Below are 21,262 nucleotides of genomic sequence, written 5' to 3'. Positions count from 1 at the left end.
GCCGCCACGGCGGAAGTGCAACCGTTTGCAATTGGATACAAGCTCATGTTTGCATGCCTTTCAAATATTTATTGCAATCGATTGCAATAAATTTGGAACTGGTGAATAATGAGGCAACTGCACACCGCAGACCTGCCGCCAACGAATGCGGCGCCACCGAGAAAAACCAGGAGACATGATGCAAAACCATCCAGCAAAACTGGGTTGCATGGCCGCGGCCGTCGCAGCCGCCCTGATGCACCTGAGCGCCGCCGCGCAGTCCGCCGGCACCGCCGCCGTTCCCGAAACCCCCGCCGCCCCCGCCCCTGCCGCCGCCCCTGCCGCACCGGCAGCCGACGGCCTGAACATGGAACGCGTGGTCGTCACCGGCACCGCGCGCGGCAGCTCCAAGATGAAGTCCAGCGTGTCCGTCAGCACCATGGACCCCGACACCATCGCCCTGGCCGCGCCCACCAGCGCCGCCGAGGTGCTGCGCTCGGTGCCGGGCCTGCGCTCGGAGTCCTCCGGCGGCGAAGGCAACGCCAACATCACCGTGCGCGGCGTGCCGATTTCGGCCGGCGGCTCGCGCTACGTGCAGATGCAGGAAGACGGCCTGCCGGTGCTGCAGTCGGGCGATTTCAACTTCATCACGCCGGACAGCTACGTGAAGATCGACGGCACGCTGGACCACCTGGAAGTGGTGCGCGGCGGTTCGGCCTCCACGCTGGCCAGCAACTCGCCGGGCGGCATCATCAACTTCATCAGCAAGACCGGCGAAAGCAAGGGCGGCAGCATCGGCATCTCGCGCGGCCTGGGCTACGACCAGACCCGCTACGACTTCAGCTACGGCGCCCCGCTGACCGACAAGACCCGCTTCTTCATCGGCGGCCACTACCGCACCGGCGAAGGCATCCGCCGCACCGGCATGAGCACGGAGGAGGGCGGCCAGATCCGCGGCAACCTGACCCACGAATTCGAACGCGGCACCATCCGCCTGTCCTTCAAGCACCTGGACGACAAGTCGCCCACCGCGCTGCCGGTGCCGGTGCAGGTCGCCAACGGCCGCATCTCGGAGATTCCGGGCATCGACCCGCGCAGCGTCAGCTTCTACTCGCCGTACTGGGTGCGCGACGTGTCGCTGGACAAGGGCAACGGCCATGTTTCCAGCAACGTCAACGACGGCCTGGCCGTGAAGAGCGACAGCTTCGGCGTGGCCCTGTCGCTGGACCTGGGCAACGGCGTGACCCTGAGCGAGAACTTCCGCAAGAGCGACAACAGCGGCCGCTTCATCGGTGTGTTCCCCGCCAATAACGGCGTGATGGGCGACTACACCATCGCCACCGGTCCGCAGAAGGGCCAGGCCTACAACGGCCGCGCCTTCAACGCGGTGGTGTTCAACACTTCCATCGACGACGCGGGCAATACGCTGAACGACGTCAAGCTGTCGAAATCGCTGTCCGTCGGCGGCGGCAAGCTGACCGGCACGGCGGGCCTGTACAACTCCCTGCAGAAGCTGGGCCTGACCTGGAACTTCAACGAGTACCTGATACAGGCCAAGGGGGACAGCCCGGCGCTGCTGCAGACGGCCAGTACCGGTACCAACGCGACGCCCGGCCTGATCGGCCCCGCCTTCGGCGGCTGCTGCTCGCGCGCCGTGGACATGGAATACAAGCTCACCTCGCCCTACGTGAACCTGGGCTGGGAAAACGGCCCGCTGAACATCGACGCCAGCCTGCGCAAGGACAACCAGCGCGCCACCGGCAGCGGCAACATTGCCAGCAGCGTCGCCACCGGCGGCCTGCGCTACGAGGCGGCCACGCAGCAACTGGTGAACTACAAGGTGAACCACACTTCGTACTCGGTGGGCGGCAACTACCAGCTGCAGCGCAACCTGGCGCTGTTCGCCCGCGTCAGCGACGGCGTGTCCTTCAACGCGGACCGCATCTTGTTCGGCAGCCCGCTGGACGGCAGCGCGCCGATCAGCCTGAACACCGTCAAGCAGGTCGAAGGCGGCGTGAAATGGCGCCAGGGCGGCGCCAGCGCCTTCCTCACGCTGTTCCAGGCCAAGACCAATGAAAGCAACTTCGAGGCGACCACGCAGCTCAGCACCGCCAACCGCTACGACGCCAAGGGCGCCGAGCTGGAAGCGGCGTGGAGCATGGGCGGCTTCCGCGTCAGCGGCGGCCTGACCTACACGGACGCCGAGATCGTCGGCACCGCACCCGGCCAGGAATCGGTGATCGGCCACACCCCGCGCCGCCAGGCCAAGGTGGTGTACCAGCTGGCACCGAGCTATGAAATCGGTGACGTCACCGTCGGCGCCAGCATCATCGGCACCGGCCGCTCCTGGGCGGACGACGCCAACACCATCGACATGCCGGCCTACCGCGTGGTGCACGCGTTCGTGAAGTACCAGCTCACTCCGCAGACCGTGCTGTCGCTCACCGCCAACAACCTGTTCAACAAGCTGGGCTACACCGAGGTGGAAGGCGACGGCCACGCGGCGCGCGCCATCACCGGCCGCGCGGTCAAGGCCAGCCTGAGCTACAGCTTCTGATCCACCCGCACACCCACTACAAGAAGATGATCAAGATGTCCCAGCCTTTGCCGCCTTTGCACGCCCTGCTGGCCGCCATGCCGGCGCTGCCCGAAGCGCGGCGCGCCGAATTCGCGCGCCGCTACAGCGAACAGGAGGCCGTGCTGCACCAGCGCCTGTCCGGCCTGTACGGGCAGCAGCCCGGCTTTGCGCGGTGGTACGCCGATCTGGTGGCGCAGGTGGGGCGTCTTGCTGCGGCACGCCCGGCGGCGCTGCAGGCGCAGGACGGCGAGCGGCTGGCGAATCCGGACTGGTTCCAGGACCAGTCCATGCTGGGCTACTGCGCCTACGCCGACCGCTTCGGCGGCAGCCTGGCCGGCGTGGCGCAGCGCATTCCGCACTTGCAGGAGCTGGGCGTGCGCTACCTGCACCTGCTGCCTTTCCTGCGGCCGCGCGCCGGCGAAAACGACGGCGGCTTCGCCGTCGCCAGCTTCGACGACGTCGACCCCAGGCTGGGCGGCAATGCCGACCTGGATGCGCTGACGGCGCAGCTGCGCGAGGCCGGCATCAGCCTGTGCTCGGACTTCATCTTGAACCACGTGGCGGACGACCATCCGTGGGCACGCGGCGCGCGTCACGGCGACAGCGCGCTGCGCGAATACTTCCACGTCTTCCCCGACCGCAGCATGCCGGACCGCTACGAGCGCACGCTGGGCCAGGTGTTCCCGCAGGTGGCGCCGGGCAATTTCAGCTACGTCGAGGAAATGGGCGGCTGGGTCTGGACCACGTTCTATCCCTACCAGTGGGACCTGAACTACGCCAACCCGGCGGTGTTCGCGGAAATGGCGGCGGCCCTGCTGCGCCTGGCCAACCGCGGCATTGAAGTGTTCCGGCTCGACTCCACGGCCTTCCTGTGGAAGCGCGAAGGCAGCAACTGCATGAACCAGCCGGAAGCGCACGCGCTGTTGCAGGCCTTGCGCGCGATTGTCGCCATCGCCGCGCCGGGCGTGCTGCTCAAAGCCGAGGCCATCGTGCCGACCCGCGAGCTGCCCGCCTATTTCGGCGACGCGCAAGCGCCCGAATGCCATATCGCCTACCACAGCAGCCTGATGGCGGCAGGGTGGGGCGCGCTGGCCGAGCAGGACGCCGCGCTGCTGCGCGCGGTGCTGGCGCGCACGCCGGCGCTGCCGCCGCACACATCGTGGTTGAGCTACGTGCGCTGCCACGACGACATCGGCTGGAACGTGCTGCGCGCCGAAGCGGGCGAGGAGGACGGGGAGGACGGCGCGGAGCGTGCCCGCGCGCGCCTGGCCGCCATCGCCAACTTCTACGGCGGTTCGGCAGGCGCCTATGCGGACGGCGCGCGGCCAAGCGGCGCCGCCTTCCAGAGCAGCGACCCGCACGCGGCGCACGGCAGCAACGGCATGGCCGCGTCGCTGGCCGGCCTGGCCGGAGTGCCTGCGCAGGACGCGGCGCAGCAGCAATCCGCCCTGCGCCGCGCGCTGCTGCTGCACGGCCTGGCCCTGAGCGCCGGCGCGCTGCCCGTGCTCTACATGGGCGACGAACTGGCCCAGTGCAACGACGACAGCTACCGCGCGCGCCCCGAGCACGCGATGGACAGCCGCTGGCTGCAGCGCCCCGTGTTTGACGAACACGCCTTCCTGCAGCGCCATGACGCGGCCACTGCTGCCGGCCGGATGTACGGCGGCTTGCGCGCGCTGCTGGCTGCGCGCCGCCGGCTGGACGCGCTGGCGGCGGGCGCGCCGCGCACCGTGCTGGCGTCGGCCCCGGCCGTGCTGGCGCTGGCGCGCGGCCCGCGCTTCCTGGCGCTGTTCAACTTCTCCGGCGCCGTGCAGCAGCACATCCTGGACGCCGCCTGGCGCGACAGCTTGACAGGCCAGTCACGCTCGGGTGTAGTGGAGCTCGCGCCCTGGGCCATGCTGTGGCTGGAGGCGGCGCCGTGAACAAGCACAAAGGAGCAGCAATGGAACAAGCAAGCGGAGCGGCTGCGGCCGTGGTATTTGGCGAGGCGCTGGTGGACGATTTCGGCGACTTGCAGGTGGTCGGCGGCGCGCCGTTCAACGTGGCGCGCAACCTGGCCGGCTTCCGCATGCCGCCCCTGATGGTCGCCCGCATCGGCGACGACGCCAACGGCGCCCGGATGCGCAGCGAATTCCAGCGCTTCGGCATGAGCGAGGCCGGCCTGCAAGTGGGCGCCGGCGAACCGACCGGCCGCGTGCAGGTCGAGCGCACCGGCGACGGCAGCCACCGTTTCCACATCCTGCCGGACCAGGCCTACGACCGCGTGCAACCCGCGCCCATGCTGGCCGCGCTGGCTGGCCTGGCCGACGCAGGCGCCGGCGCACCTTCCGCGGTCTACTTCGGCACCCTGGCCCAGCGCACCCCCGAAGGCCGCGCCGCCCTGCAAGCGCTGCTGCAAGCCTGCAAAGCGCCGCGCTACCTCGACCTGAACCTGCGCGACGGCCAGGCCACCGAAGCCACCGTGTTCGACTCGCTGTGCCACGCCGACACGCTCAAGGTCAACGAAGAGGAACTGGTGCAGCTGTTCGACTGGTACGCCCACATCAGCCCCGGCACCGCCGACATGGACAGCCTGGACGTGCGGCTGGCCTGCGCCGAACTGATCACCAAGTTCTCGCTGGCCTGCATCATCGTCACGCTGGGACCGCGCGGCGCGGTGCACTACGGCGCCGATGGCGAAGTCACCGCCAGCGGCCCGGCCGAGGTGCCGCGCATGGCGGACACCGTGGGCGCCGGCGACGCCTTCTCCGCCGTCTACCTGTACGGCAGCGCCCAAGGCTGGCCGCTCGCGCTCACCATGGCGCGCGCCAACGCCTTTGCCGGCGCCATTTGCGGCATCGCGGGCGCCGTCCCGCAGGACACCGCCTTCTACCAACCCTGGCTCGCGCGCTGGCACAGCGCCGCCTGACACCCCTACCGGAGCACGCCATGGCGCTGCACAAGCCCCGCCTTTCGTTCTGGCAGATCGTCAACATGAACGTTGGATTCTTCGGCATCCAGTTCAGTTTCGGCCTGCAGCAAAGCAGCATGAGCCCCATCTACAGCTACCTCGGCGCCGACGAAGCCAGCCTGCCCTACCTGTGGCTGGCCGGTCCCGTCACCGGCCTGCTGGTGCAGCCGCTGGTGGGCGCGCTGAGCGACCGCACCCTGAGCCGCTGGGGACGGCGCCGCCCGTACTTCCTGATCGGCGCCATCCTGTGCAGCCTGGGCCTGCTGGCCATGCCCTTCAGCTCCGCGCTGTGGATGGCGGCCAGCCTGCTGTGGATACTGGACGCCGCCAACAACGTCACCATGGAGCCATACCGCGCCTTCGTCAGTGACCGCCTGGCGCCGCCCCAGCACTCGCTGGGCTTCCTGACCCAGAGCGCGTTCACCGGCCTGGGGCAGACGCTGGCCTATCTGACGCCGTCGCTGCTGGTGTTCCTCGGCATGAGCCGGGACGCCGTTAGCGGCAGCCATATCCCGCACGTGGTGATCGCCGCCTTCCTGATCGGCTCCGTGTTCTCGCTGGCCAGCGTGCTGTGGACGCTGAAGACCACGCCCGAACTGCCGCTGGAAGAAGAGGAAATCCGCCGCATCCGCGCCGCGCCGGTGGGCTGGCGCAGCACGCTGATTGAAATCGGCGCGGCCGTGCGCGACATGCCGTCCACCATGCGCCAGCTGGCGCTGGTGCAGCTGTTCCAGTGGTACGCCATGTTCTGCTACTGGCAATACATCGTGCTGTCGCTGGCGGCCACCATGTTCCACAGCACCGACCCGGCCTCGCCCGGCTTCCGCGAGGCGGGCCTGCTGAACGGCCAGATCGGCGCCTTCTACAACTTCATCGCCTTCCTGGCCGCCTTCGCGCTGGTGCCGTTCACGCGCCGCTACGGCCCGAAACGCATGCACAGCGTGTGCCTGGCGCTGGCCGGCGCGGGCATGCTGTGCATCCCGCTGATCCAGAGCCCGGCCTTGCTGCTGCTGCCCATGCTGGGCATCGGCGTGGCCTGGGCCAGCATGATGGGCAATCCCTACGTGATCCTGGCGGGCAGCATTCCGCCCGAACGCACCGGCGTCTACATGGGCATCTTCAATATGTTCATCGTGATCCCGATGATCATCCAGATCCTCACGCTGCCGCTGTACTACCGCGCCTGGCTGGGCGGACATCCGGAGAACGTGATACGGCTGGCGGGGGCGCTGCTGCTGTGCGCTGCGGTGGCGATGCTGCTGGTGAAGGTGAAGGCGGCGCGCGGCCGGGATGCGGAAGAAGGGAACCAGGCCGCCGCAGCGGGGGCGGCGGCCAAGGGGTGAAGCCGGCTTATTCGGACATCTGGCTCTGCAGGTAGTTCTGGATGCCGACTTTGCCGATCAGGTCGGTCTGGGTTTCCAGCCACTCGATGTGCTCTTCGGTGTCGTCCAGGATCATCAGCAGCAGGTCGCGCGAAACGTAGTCGCCCACCTTCTCGCACTGGGCGATGCCTTCCTTGACGGTCTTGTGCGCGGCGTGTTCCAGCTTCAGGTCCAGCGACAACATCTCTTCGGTGTTCTCGCCGACCATCACCTTGTGCATGGCTTGCAGGTTAGGCAGGCCTTCCAGCATCAGGATGCGGTCGATCAGTTTGTCGGCGTGCTTCATTTCGCCGATCGATTCTTCGTACTCTTTCTTCGCAATCTTCTCGAAGCCCCAGTGGCGGTACATGCGCGCGTGCAGGAAGTACTGGTTGATGGCGGTCAGCTCATTGGTCAGCTGCGCGTTCAGCAGGCGGATTACGTCGTTATCACCCTTCATGGGATACCTCTTTTTATCTGGTTGTTGAAGCAGGAAATGCCGCCATTCTGCCACGAGCATCCACATATCTGTAAGTAAAACATGAAAAAACGGCCAGATAATAGTGGTGGTGAAAACGCTGTTCGAAGTGCGAACAATTCTCGTTTTCGTTATATGCCACTTGGCGGATAATATCGGCTGATCTTCAAGCAAGGACACCGAACATGATGCTGCACATTCCCGGCGTGCTGACGCCGGAGCAAGTACTGACCTTCCGCCAGCGCCTGGCGCAGAGCGACTGGGTGGACGGCCGCGAAAGCGTTGGCGCGCAAGGCGCGCAGGTCAAGCGCAACCGCCAGCTGGCCGAAGGCTCGCCGCTGGCCAAGGAACTGGGCGACATCGTCGCGCGCGCGCTCACCGCCAACCCGCTGTTCTTCGCTGCCGCGCTGCCGCTGCGCATCCTGCCGCCGTACTTCAACAGCTACGCCGGCGGCGAGCAATACGGCCTGCACATCGACGGCGCCGTGCGCACCGACGGCCGCACCCTGCAGACCCTGCGCGCCGACGTCTCCACCACGGTCTTCCTCAGCGACCCCGAGGCGTACGAAGGCGGCGAACTGGTGGTGATGGACTCGTATGGCGCGCACGAAGTGAAGCTGCCGGCCGGCGACGCCATCGTCTACCCGTCCAGCAGCGTGCACCGCGTCATGCCGGTCACCAGCGGCGAGCGCGTGGCTTCTTTCCTGTGGAGCCAGAGCATGGTGCGCGACGACGCCAAACGCGCCATGCTGTTTGAACTGGACCAGAACATCCAGCGCCTGCGCGCCCAGCTTGGCGACAACGACGCCACGGTCGGCCTCACCGGCCACTATCACAACCTGCTGCGCATGTGGGCCGAGCTGTAGCTGGAAAAAGAAGGACGAAAAAAATCCCCGCCGGCGCGCCAGGGCGCCAGTGGGGACGGAAGGGGTGGTGCTCGTAGTCGGTGAAAAGAACGGCGGGGCTCAGACCTGCTGGAAGTTGATCGGCACCAGCACGTACACGGCGACCGGCTTGCCGTCTTCCATATAGGGCTTGAACAGCGCGCGCATGGCGGCCATGCGGCCCGCTTCATCCAGGTTGCCGGAGCCGGACGACTTGGCGATGATGGCCTGCTCCGGCAGGCCCTTCTCGCTGATCAGCACGCGCAGCATGACCACGCCGGTTTCGCCCAGGCGGCGCGAAATGGTGGGATAGACCGGGGCCGGCGGGCGCACGTATTCCACGCCCTGCACCAGCCGTGGCGCGGACGGCGGCGCCGGCGGGGCGGGGGCGGCTGCGGCCGGCTGCGGCGGCGCGGCGGACGGCGCGCTTGGCGTATCGCTGCGCGGCTGGGCCGGCGGCGGCGTGATGGTGTTCTCGACGGTGATGTTCAGCAGCGGCAGGGGCGGCGGCGCGATGGCCGGGGCCTGCCGCATGACGGGGACGGTCTTGGGCGCCGGCGGTTCCGGCTGCGGCGCGGGCGGCGCCACGAAGGAGACGTTCACCACCTGCGGCAGCACGGCATGCACGGCGTCGCGCAGCATGCCGGTTTGCAGCAGATAGAACAATCCTGCATGAATGGCGACGATCACCGAGAATTTGCCCAGCTTGGCCAGCCCTTCCGGTGAGGGGCCGTCTATCGTCATCGCATTCATTGCGCTCCTTAAGTGGTCATGGTGGGGCGCTTCAAGACGGTTTCGTTGATGCGGCCCAGGTGTGCGGTCAGGATCTCTTCCGCAGTCGAAGCGCACTGGCCGCAGCAAGTGGCCAGGCCGAGATCGGCGCGCAATTCGTCCATGGAGGTGATGCCCAGTTCGATGGCTTGACGGATTTCGCGGTCTGAGATGTTGTTGCAGATACAAACAATCATTGCGTTACCTTCTGGCTAGATGGTGCTGACTAATTTTGATGCCGATTCGTCATTCTTAAGTCATTCTTAATGAGAATCATTATCATTACGTTTCCTATTCTGCCGCAACCCGGCGTACAATGCAAGCAGTTCCTGCAAATCCAACTCATTCTCATTTAGCTCTATAATGGCCGCACAGAAATTCATCACCGATCCGACAGGAAGCCCCATGACGCAAGCGCCCCCCTTGACCCAACTCGATACGCTGGAGACCGGCAAAAGCGCCGTGGTCGTGCACGTGGCGCCGGGCAACCCGCAGGAAGTGGAAGACGGCGCCGACCTGGCGCGGCGCCTGATGGAGCTCGGTTTCGTGCCCGGCGAGCGCATCCGCATGCTGAAGCGCGGCATGCCCGGCGGCGAGCCGCTGGCCATCAAGGTCGGCAACTCCACTTTCGCATTGCGCCGCTTCGAGGCCGCGCTGATCTCCATCCAACCGGAATAAACCATGGGCGCAGTAGAAAAACCGGCGCAGGCCGTAGCGCAGGCGCCGATGGTGGCCCTGCTGGGTAATCCGAATTGCGGCAAGACCGCGCTGTTCAACCGCATCACGGGCGCGCGCCAGAAAGTGGCCAACTACGCCGGCGTCACCATCGAACGCAAGGAGGGCCAGTTCACCTCGCCGGACGGCCACGGCTTCCGCCTGCTGGACCTGCCGGGCGCCTATTCGCTCAAGGCCCACACGCCGGACGAAGCCATCACGCGCGACGTGGTGGCCGGCCTGCGCGCCGGCGAAGCGGCGCCGGACGTGGTGGTGTGCGTGGTGGACGCCACCAACCTGCGCCTGAATTTGCGCCTGGTGCTGGAGATCCAGCGCCTCGGCCTGCCGATGGTGCTGGCGCTGAACATGGTGGACGTGGCCAAGAAACGCGGCATCGACATCGACGCCGACAAGCTGGCCCGGGAACTGGGCATGACCGTGGTGGAAACCGTGGCGGTGGCGGCCGGCGGCGAGAAGTCGCTGCTGCGCGCGCTGGACCAGATGTGGCCGCTGGCCGCCGTCAAGGCCAAGCCGCTGGACGCCATCGACGCCGTGACGGTGGAAGAGACGCAGCGCGAAGTGCGCCGCATCCTGTCCGTGGTCAGCAACGACAGCCGCGACAAGGGCAACCTGAGCGAGAAGATCGACGACGTGGTGCTGCACCCGGTGCTCGGCCCCATCATCCTGGCGGTGCTGATGTTCCTGGTGTTCCAGGCGGTGTTCGCCTGGGCCGCGCCCATCATGGAGTGGATCAAGGACACCGTGGACGGCGGCGGCGGCCTGCTGAAGGAGCACATGGCCGACGGCGTGCTGCGCAGCCTGCTGGTGGACGGCGTGATCAGCGGCGTCGGCAGCGTGCTGGTGTTCCTGCCGCAGATCCTGATCCTGTTCTTCTTCATACTGGTGCTGGAAGACTGCGGCTACCTGCCGCGCGCGGCCTTCCTGCTGGACCGCATGATGGGCGGCGTGGGCCTGTCCGGGCGTGCCTTCATCCCGCTGCTGTCCAGCTTTGCCTGCGCCATCCCGGGCGTGATGGCGGCGCGCACCATCCAGAATCCGCGCGACCGGCTGGTCACCATCATGATCGCCCCGCTGATGACGTGCTCGGCGCGCCTGCCGGTGTACGCGCTGGTGATCGCCGCCTTCATCCCCGAGCGCGAAGTGTGGGGCGTGCTCAGCCTGCAAGGCCTGGTGCTGTTCGCGCTGTACGTAGCCGGCATCGTCTCGGCCATGGCGGTGGCCTGGTTCTTCAAGCGCGCCATGGGCGCCAAGAGCAAGCAGCCGCTGATGCTGGAACTGCCCAGCTACCACTGGCCGCACCTGCGCAACCTGGCCATCGGCCTGTGGGAGCGCGCCAAGATCTTCCTGACCCGCGTCGGCACCGTGATCCTGACCCTGATGGTGCTGCTGTGGGCGCTGAGCAGCTTCCCCGGCGCCCCGGAAGGCGCCACCCACCCGCCGATCTACTACAGCCTGGCGGGCCTGCTGGGGCGCGGCCTGGAATTCATCTTCGCGCCGATCGGCTTCAACTGGCAGATCTGCATCGCGCTGGTGCCGGGCATGGCCGCGCGCGAAGTGGCGGTGGGCGCGCTGGGCACCGTGTACGCGCTGTCCCAGACCGGCGACGAGCTGGCCTCGCAGCTGCAGCCGATCCTGTCGCAGACCTGGTCGATGGCCACCGCGCTGTCGCTGCTGGCCTGGTACGTGTTTGCGCCGCAGTGCCTGTCCACCCTGTCGGTGGTGCGCCGCGAGACCGGCAGCGTGCGCTACGCCTTCATCATGGCCGGCTACATGTTCGCGCTGGCCTACACCGCCTCCTTCATCACCTACCGCGTCGCGGTCATGCTGGGAGCCTGAGATGTGGCAGCAGATCATAGTCGGCCTGATCGTCGCAGCGGCGCTGCTGCACGCCAGCACCAAGTATCTGCCGGCCGCCTGGCGCCGCCGCATCGTCTACAGCCTGGCGCGGCGCGGCCTGAACGAAGACAAGCTGGCCAGATTCTTCAAGGTGCAGGACAGCTGCGGCTCCGGCTGCGGCGCGTGCGGCAGCTGCGGCAGCGGTAGCAGCAGCGGCAAGGACGCCTCCGCGCCGCCGCCATCCCCGCCAGCCTCCCGCCGCGTCATCCAGCTCCACGTCCAGCGCTAATCTTTCCGGCCAGACAAATGGGGTCAGGGTTGATTATCTATGCATCAAACGCATAGATAATTAACCCTGACCCCATTTTGCTTTACGGCAGTGGGTGGAAGGACTCGGCTTGCGCCATCGGCCAGTAGAGGCCGAACACCGGCGGCAGCTTGGAGAGCAGGGTGGGGTCGAGCAGCTGGCCGGGTTCCAGGTAGGGCAGCAGCGCCGACGCCAGCTTGACCTGGTTGGGCGAGATGCGCCGCACAATGTGGTGCGGCTTCAGTTGCGACGGGTGCGTCAGCCCGGCGGCGGCGATCAGCTCGGCCAGCGCTTTCATGGTGTTCTGGTGGAAGTGGGCCACGCGCTGGGTCTTGTCCGGCACCGCCAGCGCGCGCTGGCGCAGCTTGTCCTGCGTGGCCACGCCGGTCGGGCAGTGGTCGGTGTGGCAGCTCTGGCTCTGGATGCAGCCCAGCGCGAACATGAAGCCGCGCGCCGAGTTGCACCAGTCCGCCCCCAGCGCCAGCGTGCGCGCGATGTCGAAGGCGGTGATGATCTTGCCGGAGGCGCCGATCTTGATGCGCTCGCGCAGCCCGGCCCCCACCAGCGTGTTGTGCACCAGCAGCAGCGCTTCCTGCAGCGGCGTGCCGACGTGGTCGGTGAATTCCAGCGGCGCGGCGCCGGTGCCGCCTTCGCTGCCGTCGACCACGATGAAGTCGGGCGTGATGCCGGAGGCCAGCATCGCTTTGACGATGCCGAAAAATTCCCACGGGTGGCCGATGGCCAGCTTGAAGCCGGTCGGCTTGCCGCCGGACAGCTTGCGCAGCCGCTCGATGAAGGCCAGCATTTCCAGCGGCGTGGAAAAGGCCGAGTGGTTGGCCGGCGAGATGCAGTCCACCCCCGCCATCACGCCGCGCGTGGCGGCGATCTCCAGGCTCACCTTGGGCCCGGGCAGCACGCCGCCGTGGCCCGGCTTGGCCCCTTGCGACAGTTTCAGTTCGATCATCTTCACCTGCGGCGTGCAGGCGTTGGCCACGAATTTCTGCTCCGAGAAGCTGCCGTCTTCGTTGCGGCAGCCAAAGTAGCCGGAGCCGATTTCCCATACCAGGTCGCCGCCGTTTTCGCGGTGGTAGGGGCTGATGCTGCCTTCGCCGGTGTCGTGCATGAAGCCGCCGATACGGGCGCCGCCGTTGAGCGCCAGGATGGCGTTGGCCGACAGCGAACCGAAGCTCATGGCCGACACGTTGAACACGCTGGCCTTGTAGGGCTGGGCGCGCGGGCAGTCCGGGTGGTTGCCGATCTCGATGCGGAAGTCGTGGCCGTTCACCGGCACCGGCTGGATCGAGTGGTTGATCCATTCGTAGCCGGGCTGGTAGACGTCGAGCTGGGTGCCGAAGGGGCGCTTGTCGGTGTCGAGCTTGGCGCGCTGGTAGACGATGCTGCGCTGGTTGCGCGAGAACGGCGCGGCCGACTGGTCGTCCTCCAGCAGGTATTGGCGGATCTCGGGCCGGATGGCCTCGAACATGAAGCGGAAGTGCGCCAGGATGGGGTAGTTGCGCCGCAGCGCGCGCTTGGTTTGCAGCACGTCGGCGACGCCGATGGCGGTCAATGCAGCTGCGGTGGCCGGGACCCACAGTGGCGCCCCCATGGCCAGCGACAGCGGCAGGGCGGCGGCGGCGCCGGCGAATGCGGAGTAACGCAGCATGGTCATGGACGATCCTGTCTCGGTACGGTGGGCCGATTGTAGGACGGAAGCAAAAAAAACGCCACCTGGGTTCGGTGAACCCGGTGGCGCTGCACACATGGCCTCCCCGCGAAGGGAGGGAGGCCGTAGGGCGGTGCGGTAAGCTGAACGGCTTAGAAGCGGAAGTTGGCGGTCAGGCTGGCCGAGCGCGGGGTGCTCGGGGTGTAGCGGTAGCCGGACTTGTTGATCGCCGCGACATAGGTTTCGTCGGTGATGTTGTTGATGTTCAGCTGCAGGTCCACGTTCTTGTTGATGGCGTAGGCAGCCATGGCGTTGGCGACCCAGTAGCCTTCCACGAAGGCCGGCGTGCCGACGGCGCCGTCGGTGCCGCGCAGCATCTCGCCGGAGTAGCGCAGGCCGCCGCCGATCTTCAGGCCCATCGGCAGGGTGTACGAGGTCCACGCGGTGAACGAATCCTTCGGCGTGTAGGTCAGCTGGTTCTCGCCATTGGCGGTCACGGCGCGGCCCGACAGCACTTCGGTTTTCATGTGGGCGTAGCCTGCGCTGACCAGCCAGCCGCGGGCGATCTCGCCGGTGACGCCGATTTCAATGCCTTCCACGCGCTTCTTGCCGGTCTGGTAGTACTTGGTCGTATCGGTGGCGTCCTGCTCCACTTCGTTCTTCACGGTGGTGCGGTAGATGGCGCCGGTCAGGGCCAGTTTCTGCTTCAGCAGGTCCCACTTGCCGCCGATTTCCTGGGTGGTGGTTTCCTGTGGATCGAACTTCGGATTGGCCGCGCTGCTGGCGCTGGCGGACAGGGCGAAGTTGTTGCCGCCAGGCGGCTGCTTGGAGGTGGCCACGGTGGCGTACACGCTGCTGTCGGCGGTCGGCTTGTACAGCGCCGACAGTTTGCCGTTGAGCAGCGTGTCCGACACGCTCAGGTTGGTCGGCACCAGGGTGCCGACCGACAGGGTCGGGTTCGACGTCGCGGTCGACACGGCCACGGCGTTGTAGGTGGTGCGGTAGTGGTCGGCACGCACGCCGCCGCTGAACATCCACTTTTCGCCCAGCTTGGCGGTGTCGAACAGGTACAGGCTCTGGGTGTTGGTGCTGCCGTCGGCGAAGGCGCCGCTGCGGGTCGGGTTCAGGCCGGTGAGCGCGGCCGACGGGTCCGGCGCGTACAGCGGGGTGTCGGCCAGCGTGCCCAGGCTGGCGGCCACGTAGCTGTAGCTGATCTGCTTCTCGTTGGTGAACTCCAGTCCGGCCACGGCGGTGTGCTTCATGCCGGCGGCGTCGAATTCAGCGGTCAGGTTGGTCTGGTTGGTCAGGATTTCGTTGCGCTGGTCCTTGATGGTGCGGGTGTTGCGCTTGAGCATCCATTGCGAGGCGGGCAGCACCACGCCGGCCGGGGTTTCGGTGATCAGGTTGCCGAGGGCGCCGGTGGTCGCGTTCAGGCCGGTAACCATGAAGGCGGTCAGCAGGTAGTCCTGCTTGGTCTTGCCGAAGCGCGCGGTGTTCTGCAGCTTCAGGGACGGCGAGAAGTCGTGGTCCACGCGCACGGTGGCCATGTCGGCTTTCACCTTGTCGTAGTCGCTGGTCGAGCCGTAGAAGCCTTCCGGATCCACCATGGCGGCGGTGTTCAGGTAGGTGCGGCGCTTGGCCGGGTCTTTTTGGTTCGAGTCCGGGCTGGTGTAGCCGGGCAGGCCGATGGTCGGCACGCCGCCGTCGGGAATGTTGTCCTGGTCCACGTGCAGGTAGCTCAGGGTCAAACGGGTCGGGCTGCCGAGACCGAAGGAGATGGTCGGCGCGATGGCCCAGCGCTTGTTCTCGATGACGTCCCGGCCCGGCTTGCCGCTGTCCTGCACCAGCGCGTTGAAGCGCAAGGCCACGCCTTTTTCGGCGCTCAGCACCTGGTTCACGTCGGCGGTGGCGCGCTTCTGCTTGGCGCTGCCCACCGTCACGCGGCCGGAGTAGGCGTCCTGCATCTGCGCCTGCTTGGAGGTCAGGTTGACCGAGCCGGTCGGCGAGCCGCGGCCGCTGTCGGTGCCGGCCGGGCCTTTCAGGATGTCGATCTGTTCCACGTTGAAGGTGTCGCGCGAGATCGAGCCCATGTCGCGCACGCCGTCCACGTAGATGCTGCTGGAGGCGTCGAAGCCGCGCATGAAGATCGCGTCGCCGGTGTTGGTGTTGCCGTTTTCGCCCAGGAAGAAGGCGCCCACGCCAGGGGTGTTGGCCAGCGCTTCGGTCAGCGTGACGGCGCCTTGCTGTTCGATCAGCTCGCGCTTGATGACGGTAATGGTCTGCGGCGTGTTAACCAGCAGTTCCGTGTACTTGCCGGACGCGGCGCGGTCGGCTTTGAATTCGTTCTCTTTGGCGCCCTCGACGCGCACTTCCTGCACGGCGCCCAAGGGAGCAGCGGCGCTGGAGCCGGCGGCGGCCGCTTCGGCCGCGTGTGCGCCGGTGGCCACCATCGGCAGCAGCATGGCGGCCAGGAGCGAGTTCATTGGAGTGAAGGCTGGGTGTGCGTGCTTGCGGCTTTTGATTGCCATGTTGTGTGTTCTCAGTAAAAGTTTGTAAAGATCAACGAGATGATAGCAATTGCAAGCAACTATGTAAACGAGAATTGTTATCATTCCCATTCAGCTAGAATGATAGTTCCAGCGAAAATATGGCCGGAATGCTAAGCTGGCGGATTGCGGGGCGGGGCCCTGCGCACTATGAGGAAAGCCGTCATGATCGTGGTCCACCACCTGAACAATTCGCGCTCGCAGCGCGTGCTGTGGCTGCTCGAGGAACTGGGGCTGGAATACGACATCGTGCGCTACCAGCGCGACCCCAAGACCATGCTGGCGCCGCCGTCGCTGCGCGCCATCCACCCGCTGGGCAAGTCGCCCGTCATCACCGACGGCGACGCCACGGTGGCCGAGTCGGGCGCCATCATCGAGTACCTGGTGGAGAAGTACGGCAACGGCAGGCTGGTGCCGGCCGCCGGCACGGCCGACAAGCGGCGCTGGACCTATTTCCTGCATTACGCCGAAGGCTCGGCCATGGCGCCGCTGCTGATGAAGCTGGTGTTCGACCGGGTCGAGAGCAGCCCGGCGCCGTTCTTCGTCAAGCCCATCGCCAAGGCCATCGCGGCCAAGGTCAAGGGCAGCTACATCCTGCCGCAGATCGAGCAGCACCTGGATTACCTGGAGGGCGAGCTGGGCAAGACCGAATGGTTCGCCGGCGCCGAGTTCAGCGCGGCCGACGTGCAGATGAGCTTCCCGCTCGAGGCCGCGGCCGCGCGCGGCGGCCTGGCGCGCAGCCGGCCGAAGCTGATGGCCTTCCTGGCGCGCATCCACGCCCGCCCCGCCTACCAGCGCGCGCTGGAAAAAGGCGGCCCCTACGAGCTGCTGCGCTGAGCCGGGGGCGCTGGGTGGTGGCCGGCGCCAATGCTAGAATGGCGCCACTGAACCAGAAGCAGATTTTCCATGGGTAGACTCCTCGCCATCGACGGCTTGAACATCGTGCGCCGCGTGTATGAAGCCAGCCCCGAACCCGATTCGGACCTGAAGGCCGACATCGCGCTGCGCCATGCGCTGTCCTCGTTCCGCAACCTGATCACCGACCACCAGCCCACCCACGTGCTGCCGGCCTTCGACTTCGGCGGCCCCACCTGGCGCCACCAGCTCTACGCCGGCTACCGCGAGGGCCGCGCGCCCATGCCCGGCGTGCTGCGCGAGGCGCTGCCGGAGTTCTACCAGAGCCTGGGCCGCTTCGGCCTGCGCGTGGTCAGCCTGCCGGACGTGGAGGCGGACGACGTGATCGGCACCGTGGTGCTGCGCTGGCTGGCCGAGGACCGCGGCGCGGCCGTCGTCGCGACCACCGACAAGGACCTGCATTGCCTGGTTGCCCAGGGCGCGCTGGTGTGGGACCATTTCAAGAGCGAATGGCACGACCACGCCTGGTGCGAGAAGAAATGGGGCGTGCCGCCCGAGCAGCTGCCGGACCTGCTGGCGCTGATGGGCGACGCCACCGACAGCATTCCGGGCGTGTCCAAGGTGGGCCTGAAGACGGCGGCCAGACTGTTGCGCACCTACGGCACGCTGGACGCCATCATGGCCGGCGCCGGCATCCTCAAGGACACGCTGGGCGAAACGTTACGAAAAGAGCGCGAGATGCTGTATCTTTCTCGTCAGCTGGTGCAGTTAAAGACGGATGTGCGGGTCGGCGTGAGCTGGAACATGCTGGCCTGGGAATCCGCGTGAGATCAAAGAATAAGCAAGAATAAGTGGGGTGAGAGATGTTAAAAGCGGTGATAGTCGACACCAGCGCGGTGGCGCGCGGCTTGCTGAATACGGTGCTGCTGGACGGCGGCTACGACGTGGTGGGCCAGGGCCACACCGGCGCCAGCGCCATCGCGCTGATGGTCAAGTACCAGCCGCAGATCGTCTGCATCGCGCGCGACGTGTTCGACGCCGACGAGGCCTCCATCGCGCAGCTGCGCAAGGACTGGCCGAAGTCGCTGATCTTCATGGTGTCGAGCGAGTTCGACGCGGCCACCGTGCAGAAGGCCCACGCCATGGGCGTGAACGGCTTCATCGTCAAGCCCTTCAACGGCGGCACGGTGCTCAAGACCATCCGCAATACCGTGATCGCCATGGTAAAACGCCAGCAGAAGGCGCTGGCGGATCAGAACGGCGAAGGCGCGGCCGAAGGTTGATTATTTGAAGGTGGAGGCGGCGATGATGCCGCCGCCCAGGCACACGTCGCCGTCGTACAGCACGGCCGACTGGCCGGGCGTCACCGCCCACTGCGCGTCCGGGAAGCCGAGCGTGAAGTTGAGCGCGCCGTCGGCCGCCACGTCGCACGGCACGTCGGCCTGGCGGTAGCGGGTCTTGGCCGAGATGCGGCCGGCCTCGGGCGCCGTGCCGGCGATCCAGCTGGCCTGGTCCGCCGTCAGCGCGGACGACAGCAGCCACGGATGGTCGTGTCCCTGCACCACCCACAGCGTGTTGTTCTCGATGTCCTTGCGCGCCACGTACCAGGCGTCGCTGGAGCCGTCGGCGTTCTGGTAGGTCTTCACGCCGCCGATGCCGATGCCCTTGCGCTGGCCCAGCGTGTAGAAAGACAGGCCCACGTGCTCGCCCACCACCTTGCCGTCCGGCGTCTTCATCGGCCCCGGCTTGTGCTGCAGGTAGCGGCCCAGGAACTCGCGGAACGGGCGCTCGCCGATGAAGCAGATGCCGGTCGAATCCTTCTTGGCGGCGTTCGGCAGCTGCAGCTGCCCGGCGATCTTGCGCACTTCGGTCTTCGGGATTTCACCCAGCGGGAACAGGGTCTTGGACAACTGCGCCTGGTTCAGGCGGTGCAGGAAATAGCTCTGGTCCTTGGTGTGGTCGAAGGCCTTCAGCAGCTCGAAGCGGCCGTGGTCCATGTTCTGGCGCACGCGCGCGTAGTGGCCGGTGGCGATCAGGTCCGCGCCCAGGTGCATGGCGTGGTCGAGGAAGGCCTTGAACTTGATTTCGGCGTTGCACAGCACGTCCGGGTTCGGCGTGCGGCCGGCCTGGTATTCGCGCAGGAACTCGGCGAACACGCGGTCCTTGTATTCGGCGGCGAAGTTCACCGCCTCGATGTCCACGCCCACCACGTCGGCCACGCTGGCCGCGTCGATCCAGTCCTGGCGGGTGGAGCAGTATTCGGAGTCGTCGTCATCTTCCCAGTTCTTCATGAACAGGCCGATCACCTCGTAACCCTGTTCCTTCAGCATCCACGCCGCGACCGAGGAGTCCACCCCGCCCGACATGCCGATAACGACTTTTTTCTTGCTCATTCTTGATTTCCGTCAAACTTCTTTTAACTTCACTCAAACATCATCGAACACCGATACATGTGTGTGCAACAGCTCCAAAGGCGCGCGTTTGCCCGCCAGGTACTCGTCCACGCAGGTCAGCAGCAAAGGGCTGCGGTGGCGTTCGGCGCAGGCGGCGATTTCGTCGCGCGTGAGCCACATGGTGCGCAGGATGCCCTCGTCCAGCGGGCGGCCTTCGTGCAGGTCGCCGGCCACGCCGCAGAAGGCGAAGCGCAGGTACTGCACCGCCTCGCCGGTGCGCGCCGAACGGTAGCGCGACATATACATGCCCACCAGGCCGGTCGGCGTGAAATCGTAGGCGGTTTCCTCCAGCACTTCGCGCACCACCGCCTGCTCCAGCGACTCGAACGGATCCAGGTGGCCGGCCGGCTGGTTCAGGCGTATGCCGTCGCTGGTTTCTTCCTCGATCAATAGGAATTTGCCATCGCGTTCGATGACAGCGGCAACGGTTACAGAGGGTCTCCAGGTACGCGGCATGTGTCTCTTCCTTGAAAGAGCCGCCATTTTAGCTTGTTCCGGGGTGTTGCGTTCCGATGTCGTCTAAATAGAGGGAAACTTCGATTAAAACCGGTGTTTTTGCCGGTTTTGGGGCTTGCTTTGCACCACGTGGAATATGGTTCTCACGGTATGAAACAGGGGGTGTCATATGTGCCACAGGGTATGGTTGTCGTTCGGCCAAAAAGGTTATCTTTCTTGAAAACCGTGCTATGTTCTAAGAAGAGCAACATTATTTTGCAACTTCTGGAGGCTACATGAGGATAGGCATACCGGCTGAAACGCGGCCCGGGGAAACCCGGGTCGCGGCCACGCCCGAAACAGTAAAAAAACTCGCCGCCAAGCATCAGATCATCGTCCAGGCGGGGGCCGGCATCACGGCCTCGGTGACGGACGAGGCGTATGCGGCGGCCGGCGCCACCATCGGCACCGCGGCCGACGCCTACGGCGCCGAGGTGGTGCTGAAAGTGCGCGCCCCGAGCGCCGAGGAGCGCGTGCTGATGAAGCCGGGCACGGTGTTGATCGGCATGCTCAACCCCTTCGACGCGGAGAACATCACCGCCATGGCGGCGGCCGGGCTGCAAGCCTTCGCGCTGGAAGCGGTGCCGCGCATCACGCGCGCGCAGTCGATGGACGTGCTGTCCTCGCAGGCCAACATCGCCGGCTACAAGGCGGTGCTGGTGGGCGCCAACACCTACCAGCGCTTCATGCCCATGCTGATGACCGCCGCCGGCACCGTGAAAGCGGCGCGCGTGCTGATCATGGGCGTGGGCGTGGCCGGCCTGCAGGCGATCGCCACGGCCAAGCGCCTGGGCGCGGTGATCGAAGCGTCCGACGTGCGTCCGCCCGTGAAGGAGCAGGTGGAATCGCTGGGCGCCAAGTTCATCGACGTGCCCTTCCTCACCGATGAGGAAAAAGAGATCGCGCAAGGCGTGGGCGGCTATGCCCGTTCCATGCCGGCCGACTGGATGAAGCGCCAGGCGGCGCTGGTGCACGAGCGCGCCAAGCTGGCCGACATCGTCATCACCACCGCGCTGATCCCGGGCCGCGCCGCGCCGGTGCTGATCTCCGAGGAAACCGTGAAGGCCATGAAGCCGGGCTCCGTGATCGTCGACCTGGCCGTGAGCCAGGGCGGCAACTGCCCGCTGTCCGAACTGAACAAGACCGTTATCAAGCACGGCGTGCACATCGTCGGCGAGCCGGACCTGGCCTGCCACGTGGCGGCCGACGCGTCCGCCCTGTATGCGCGCAACGTGCTGGACTTCCTCAAACTGATCATCGACAAGGAAGACAAGCTGGTGATCGACCGCGAAGACGAGATCCTGAAGGCCACCCTGGTGTGCGCCGACAATCTGGTGTTGCGTAAATGACTGCGCAAATAAGGAGAACAAC

At 66.4% G+C, this 21,262-nt stretch carries 19 protein-coding genes; 12 read left to right on the top strand and 7 right to left on the bottom strand.

Features of this window, described 5'->3' with window-relative positions:
* Window positions 1-175: 175 nt before the first annotated feature.
* From AC56DV_RS07770 to AC56DV_RS07755, 4 genes are read left to right on the top strand one after another with little or no spacing between them, the layout of a single operon-like run.
* Window positions 176-2,536, top strand: coding sequence for a TonB-dependent receptor domain-containing protein (locus AC56DV_RS07770; protein WP_496313713.1), 2,361 nt, complete (start codon window positions 176-178; stop codon window positions 2,534-2,536).
* A 35-nt stretch (window positions 2,537-2,571) separates the two neighbouring features.
* Entirely contained in the window at window positions 2,572-4,479 is a 1,908-nt protein-coding gene (locus AC56DV_RS07765) for an alpha-amylase family glycosyl hydrolase (RefSeq protein WP_496313712.1), read from the top strand.
* A gap of 20 nt (window positions 4,480-4,499) precedes the next feature.
* Window positions 4,500-5,465 carry a PfkB family carbohydrate kinase gene (locus AC56DV_RS07760; protein WP_496313711.1) on the top strand — a complete coding sequence of 322 codons (966 nt, stop codon included), beginning with the start codon at window positions 4,500-4,502 and terminating at the stop codon, window positions 5,463-5,465.
* 20 nt (window positions 5,466-5,485) lie between these two features.
* On the top strand, window positions 5,486-6,850 hold the full coding sequence (locus AC56DV_RS07755) for an MFS transporter (protein WP_496313710.1): 1,365 nt from the start codon (window positions 5,486-5,488) through the stop codon (window positions 6,848-6,850).
* A gap of 7 nt (window positions 6,851-6,857) precedes the next feature.
* Here the strand turns inward: AC56DV_RS07755 and bfr are convergent, their stop codons facing one another.
* Window positions 6,858-7,328 carry a bacterioferritin gene (gene bfr / locus AC56DV_RS07750; protein ID WP_496313709.1) on the bottom strand — a complete coding sequence of 157 codons (471 nt, stop codon included), beginning with the start codon at window positions 7,326-7,328 and terminating at the stop codon, window positions 6,858-6,860.
* A gap of 203 nt (window positions 7,329-7,531) precedes the next feature.
* Here bfr and AC56DV_RS07745 point away from each other — a divergent pair, with 203 nt between their 5' ends.
* Window positions 7,532-8,212: a Fe2+-dependent dioxygenase gene (locus AC56DV_RS07745; RefSeq protein WP_496313708.1), complete on the top strand. Its 681-nt coding sequence runs from the start codon at window positions 7,532-7,534 to the stop codon at window positions 8,210-8,212.
* Window positions 8,213-8,311: 99 nt separating this feature from the next.
* Here AC56DV_RS07745 and AC56DV_RS07740 read toward each other — a convergent pair whose 3' ends face one another.
* Together AC56DV_RS07740 and AC56DV_RS07735 are read right to left on the bottom strand one after the other, a co-directional pair.
* The gene (locus AC56DV_RS07740) at window positions 8,312-8,983 is read right to left on the bottom strand and encodes an energy transducer TonB (protein ID WP_496313707.1); all 672 of its coding nucleotides are present in this window, start codon (window positions 8,981-8,983) and stop codon (window positions 8,312-8,314) included.
* Between the two features lie 8 nt (window positions 8,984-8,991).
* Window positions 8,992-9,198, bottom strand: coding sequence for a (2Fe-2S)-binding protein (locus tag AC56DV_RS07735; protein ID WP_496313706.1), 207 nt, complete (start codon window positions 9,196-9,198; stop codon window positions 8,992-8,994).
* A gap of 208 nt (window positions 9,199-9,406) precedes the next feature.
* Between AC56DV_RS07735 and AC56DV_RS07730 the strand changes: the two genes are divergently transcribed.
* From AC56DV_RS07730 to AC56DV_RS07720, 3 genes are read left to right on the top strand one after another with little or no spacing between them, the layout of a single operon-like run.
* Window positions 9,407-9,679 carry a FeoA family protein gene (locus AC56DV_RS07730; protein WP_496313705.1) on the top strand — a complete coding sequence of 91 codons (273 nt, stop codon included), beginning with the start codon at window positions 9,407-9,409 and terminating at the stop codon, window positions 9,677-9,679.
* A 3-nt stretch (window positions 9,680-9,682) separates the two neighbouring features.
* A complete protein-coding gene (feoB, locus tag AC56DV_RS07725; protein ID WP_496313704.1) occupies window positions 9,683-11,572 on the top strand; it encodes a ferrous iron transporter B in 1,890 nt (629 codons plus the stop codon).
* Between the two features lies 1 nt (window position 11,573).
* On the top strand, window positions 11,574-11,861 hold the full coding sequence (locus tag AC56DV_RS07720; RefSeq protein WP_496313703.1) for a DUF6587 family protein: 288 nt from the start codon (window positions 11,574-11,576) through the stop codon (window positions 11,859-11,861).
* An 82-nt stretch (window positions 11,862-11,943) separates the two neighbouring features.
* Here AC56DV_RS07720 and AC56DV_RS07715 read toward each other — a convergent pair whose 3' ends face one another.
* Entirely contained in the window at window positions 11,944-13,548 is a 1,605-nt protein-coding gene (locus tag AC56DV_RS07715; RefSeq protein ID WP_496313702.1) for an FMN-binding glutamate synthase family protein, read from the bottom strand.
* Window positions 13,549-13,694: 146 nt separating this feature from the next.
* The gene (locus AC56DV_RS07710; protein WP_496313701.1) at window positions 13,695-16,025 is read right to left on the bottom strand and encodes a catecholate siderophore receptor Fiu; all 2,331 of its coding nucleotides are present in this window, start codon (window positions 16,023-16,025) and stop codon (window positions 13,695-13,697) included.
* Window positions 16,026-16,253: 228 nt separating this feature from the next.
* Here AC56DV_RS07710 and AC56DV_RS07705 point away from each other — a divergent pair, with 228 nt between their 5' ends.
* The 3 genes from AC56DV_RS07705 to AC56DV_RS07695 all read left to right on the top strand — a co-directional run bounded on the left by AC56DV_RS07705 (window position 16,254) and on the right by AC56DV_RS07695 (window position 18,226).
* Window positions 16,254-16,925, top strand: coding sequence for a glutathione S-transferase (locus AC56DV_RS07705; protein ID WP_496313700.1), 672 nt, complete (start codon window positions 16,254-16,256; stop codon window positions 16,923-16,925).
* 69 nt (window positions 16,926-16,994) lie between these two features.
* Window positions 16,995-17,771 (top strand): 5'-3' exonuclease, encoded by a 777-nt coding sequence (locus AC56DV_RS07700; protein ID WP_496313699.1) that lies wholly within the window; start codon window positions 16,995-16,997, stop codon window positions 17,769-17,771.
* 35 nt (window positions 17,772-17,806) lie between these two features.
* Entirely contained in the window at window positions 17,807-18,226 is a 420-nt protein-coding gene (locus tag AC56DV_RS07695; RefSeq protein ID WP_496313698.1) for a response regulator, read from the top strand.
* On the opposite strand, the gene mnmA is transcribed toward AC56DV_RS07695, so the two are convergent.
* Both mnmA and AC56DV_RS07685 read right to left on the bottom strand, forming a co-directional pair.
* On the bottom strand, window positions 18,227-19,336 hold the full coding sequence (gene mnmA / locus AC56DV_RS07690; protein WP_496313697.1) for a tRNA 2-thiouridine(34) synthase MnmA: 1,110 nt from the start codon (window positions 19,334-19,336) through the stop codon (window positions 18,227-18,229). It abuts the gene before it with no gap.
* A 33-nt stretch (window positions 19,337-19,369) separates the two neighbouring features.
* Entirely contained in the window at window positions 19,370-19,852 is a 483-nt protein-coding gene (locus AC56DV_RS07685; protein ID WP_496313696.1) for an NUDIX hydrolase, read from the bottom strand.
* 275 nt (window positions 19,853-20,127) lie between these two features.
* Here AC56DV_RS07685 and AC56DV_RS07680 point away from each other — a divergent pair, with 275 nt between their 5' ends.
* Window positions 20,128-21,240 (top strand): Re/Si-specific NAD(P)(+) transhydrogenase subunit alpha, encoded by a 1,113-nt coding sequence (locus AC56DV_RS07680; RefSeq protein ID WP_496313695.1) that lies wholly within the window; start codon window positions 20,128-20,130, stop codon window positions 21,238-21,240.
* Window positions 21,241-21,262 lie beyond the last annotated feature (22 nt).

It is taken from the genome of Massilia sp. BGA-UO-ETr-WB1 (genome assembly GCF_059567845.1).
This window is presented reverse-complemented; position numbering and strand designations above follow the sequence as displayed.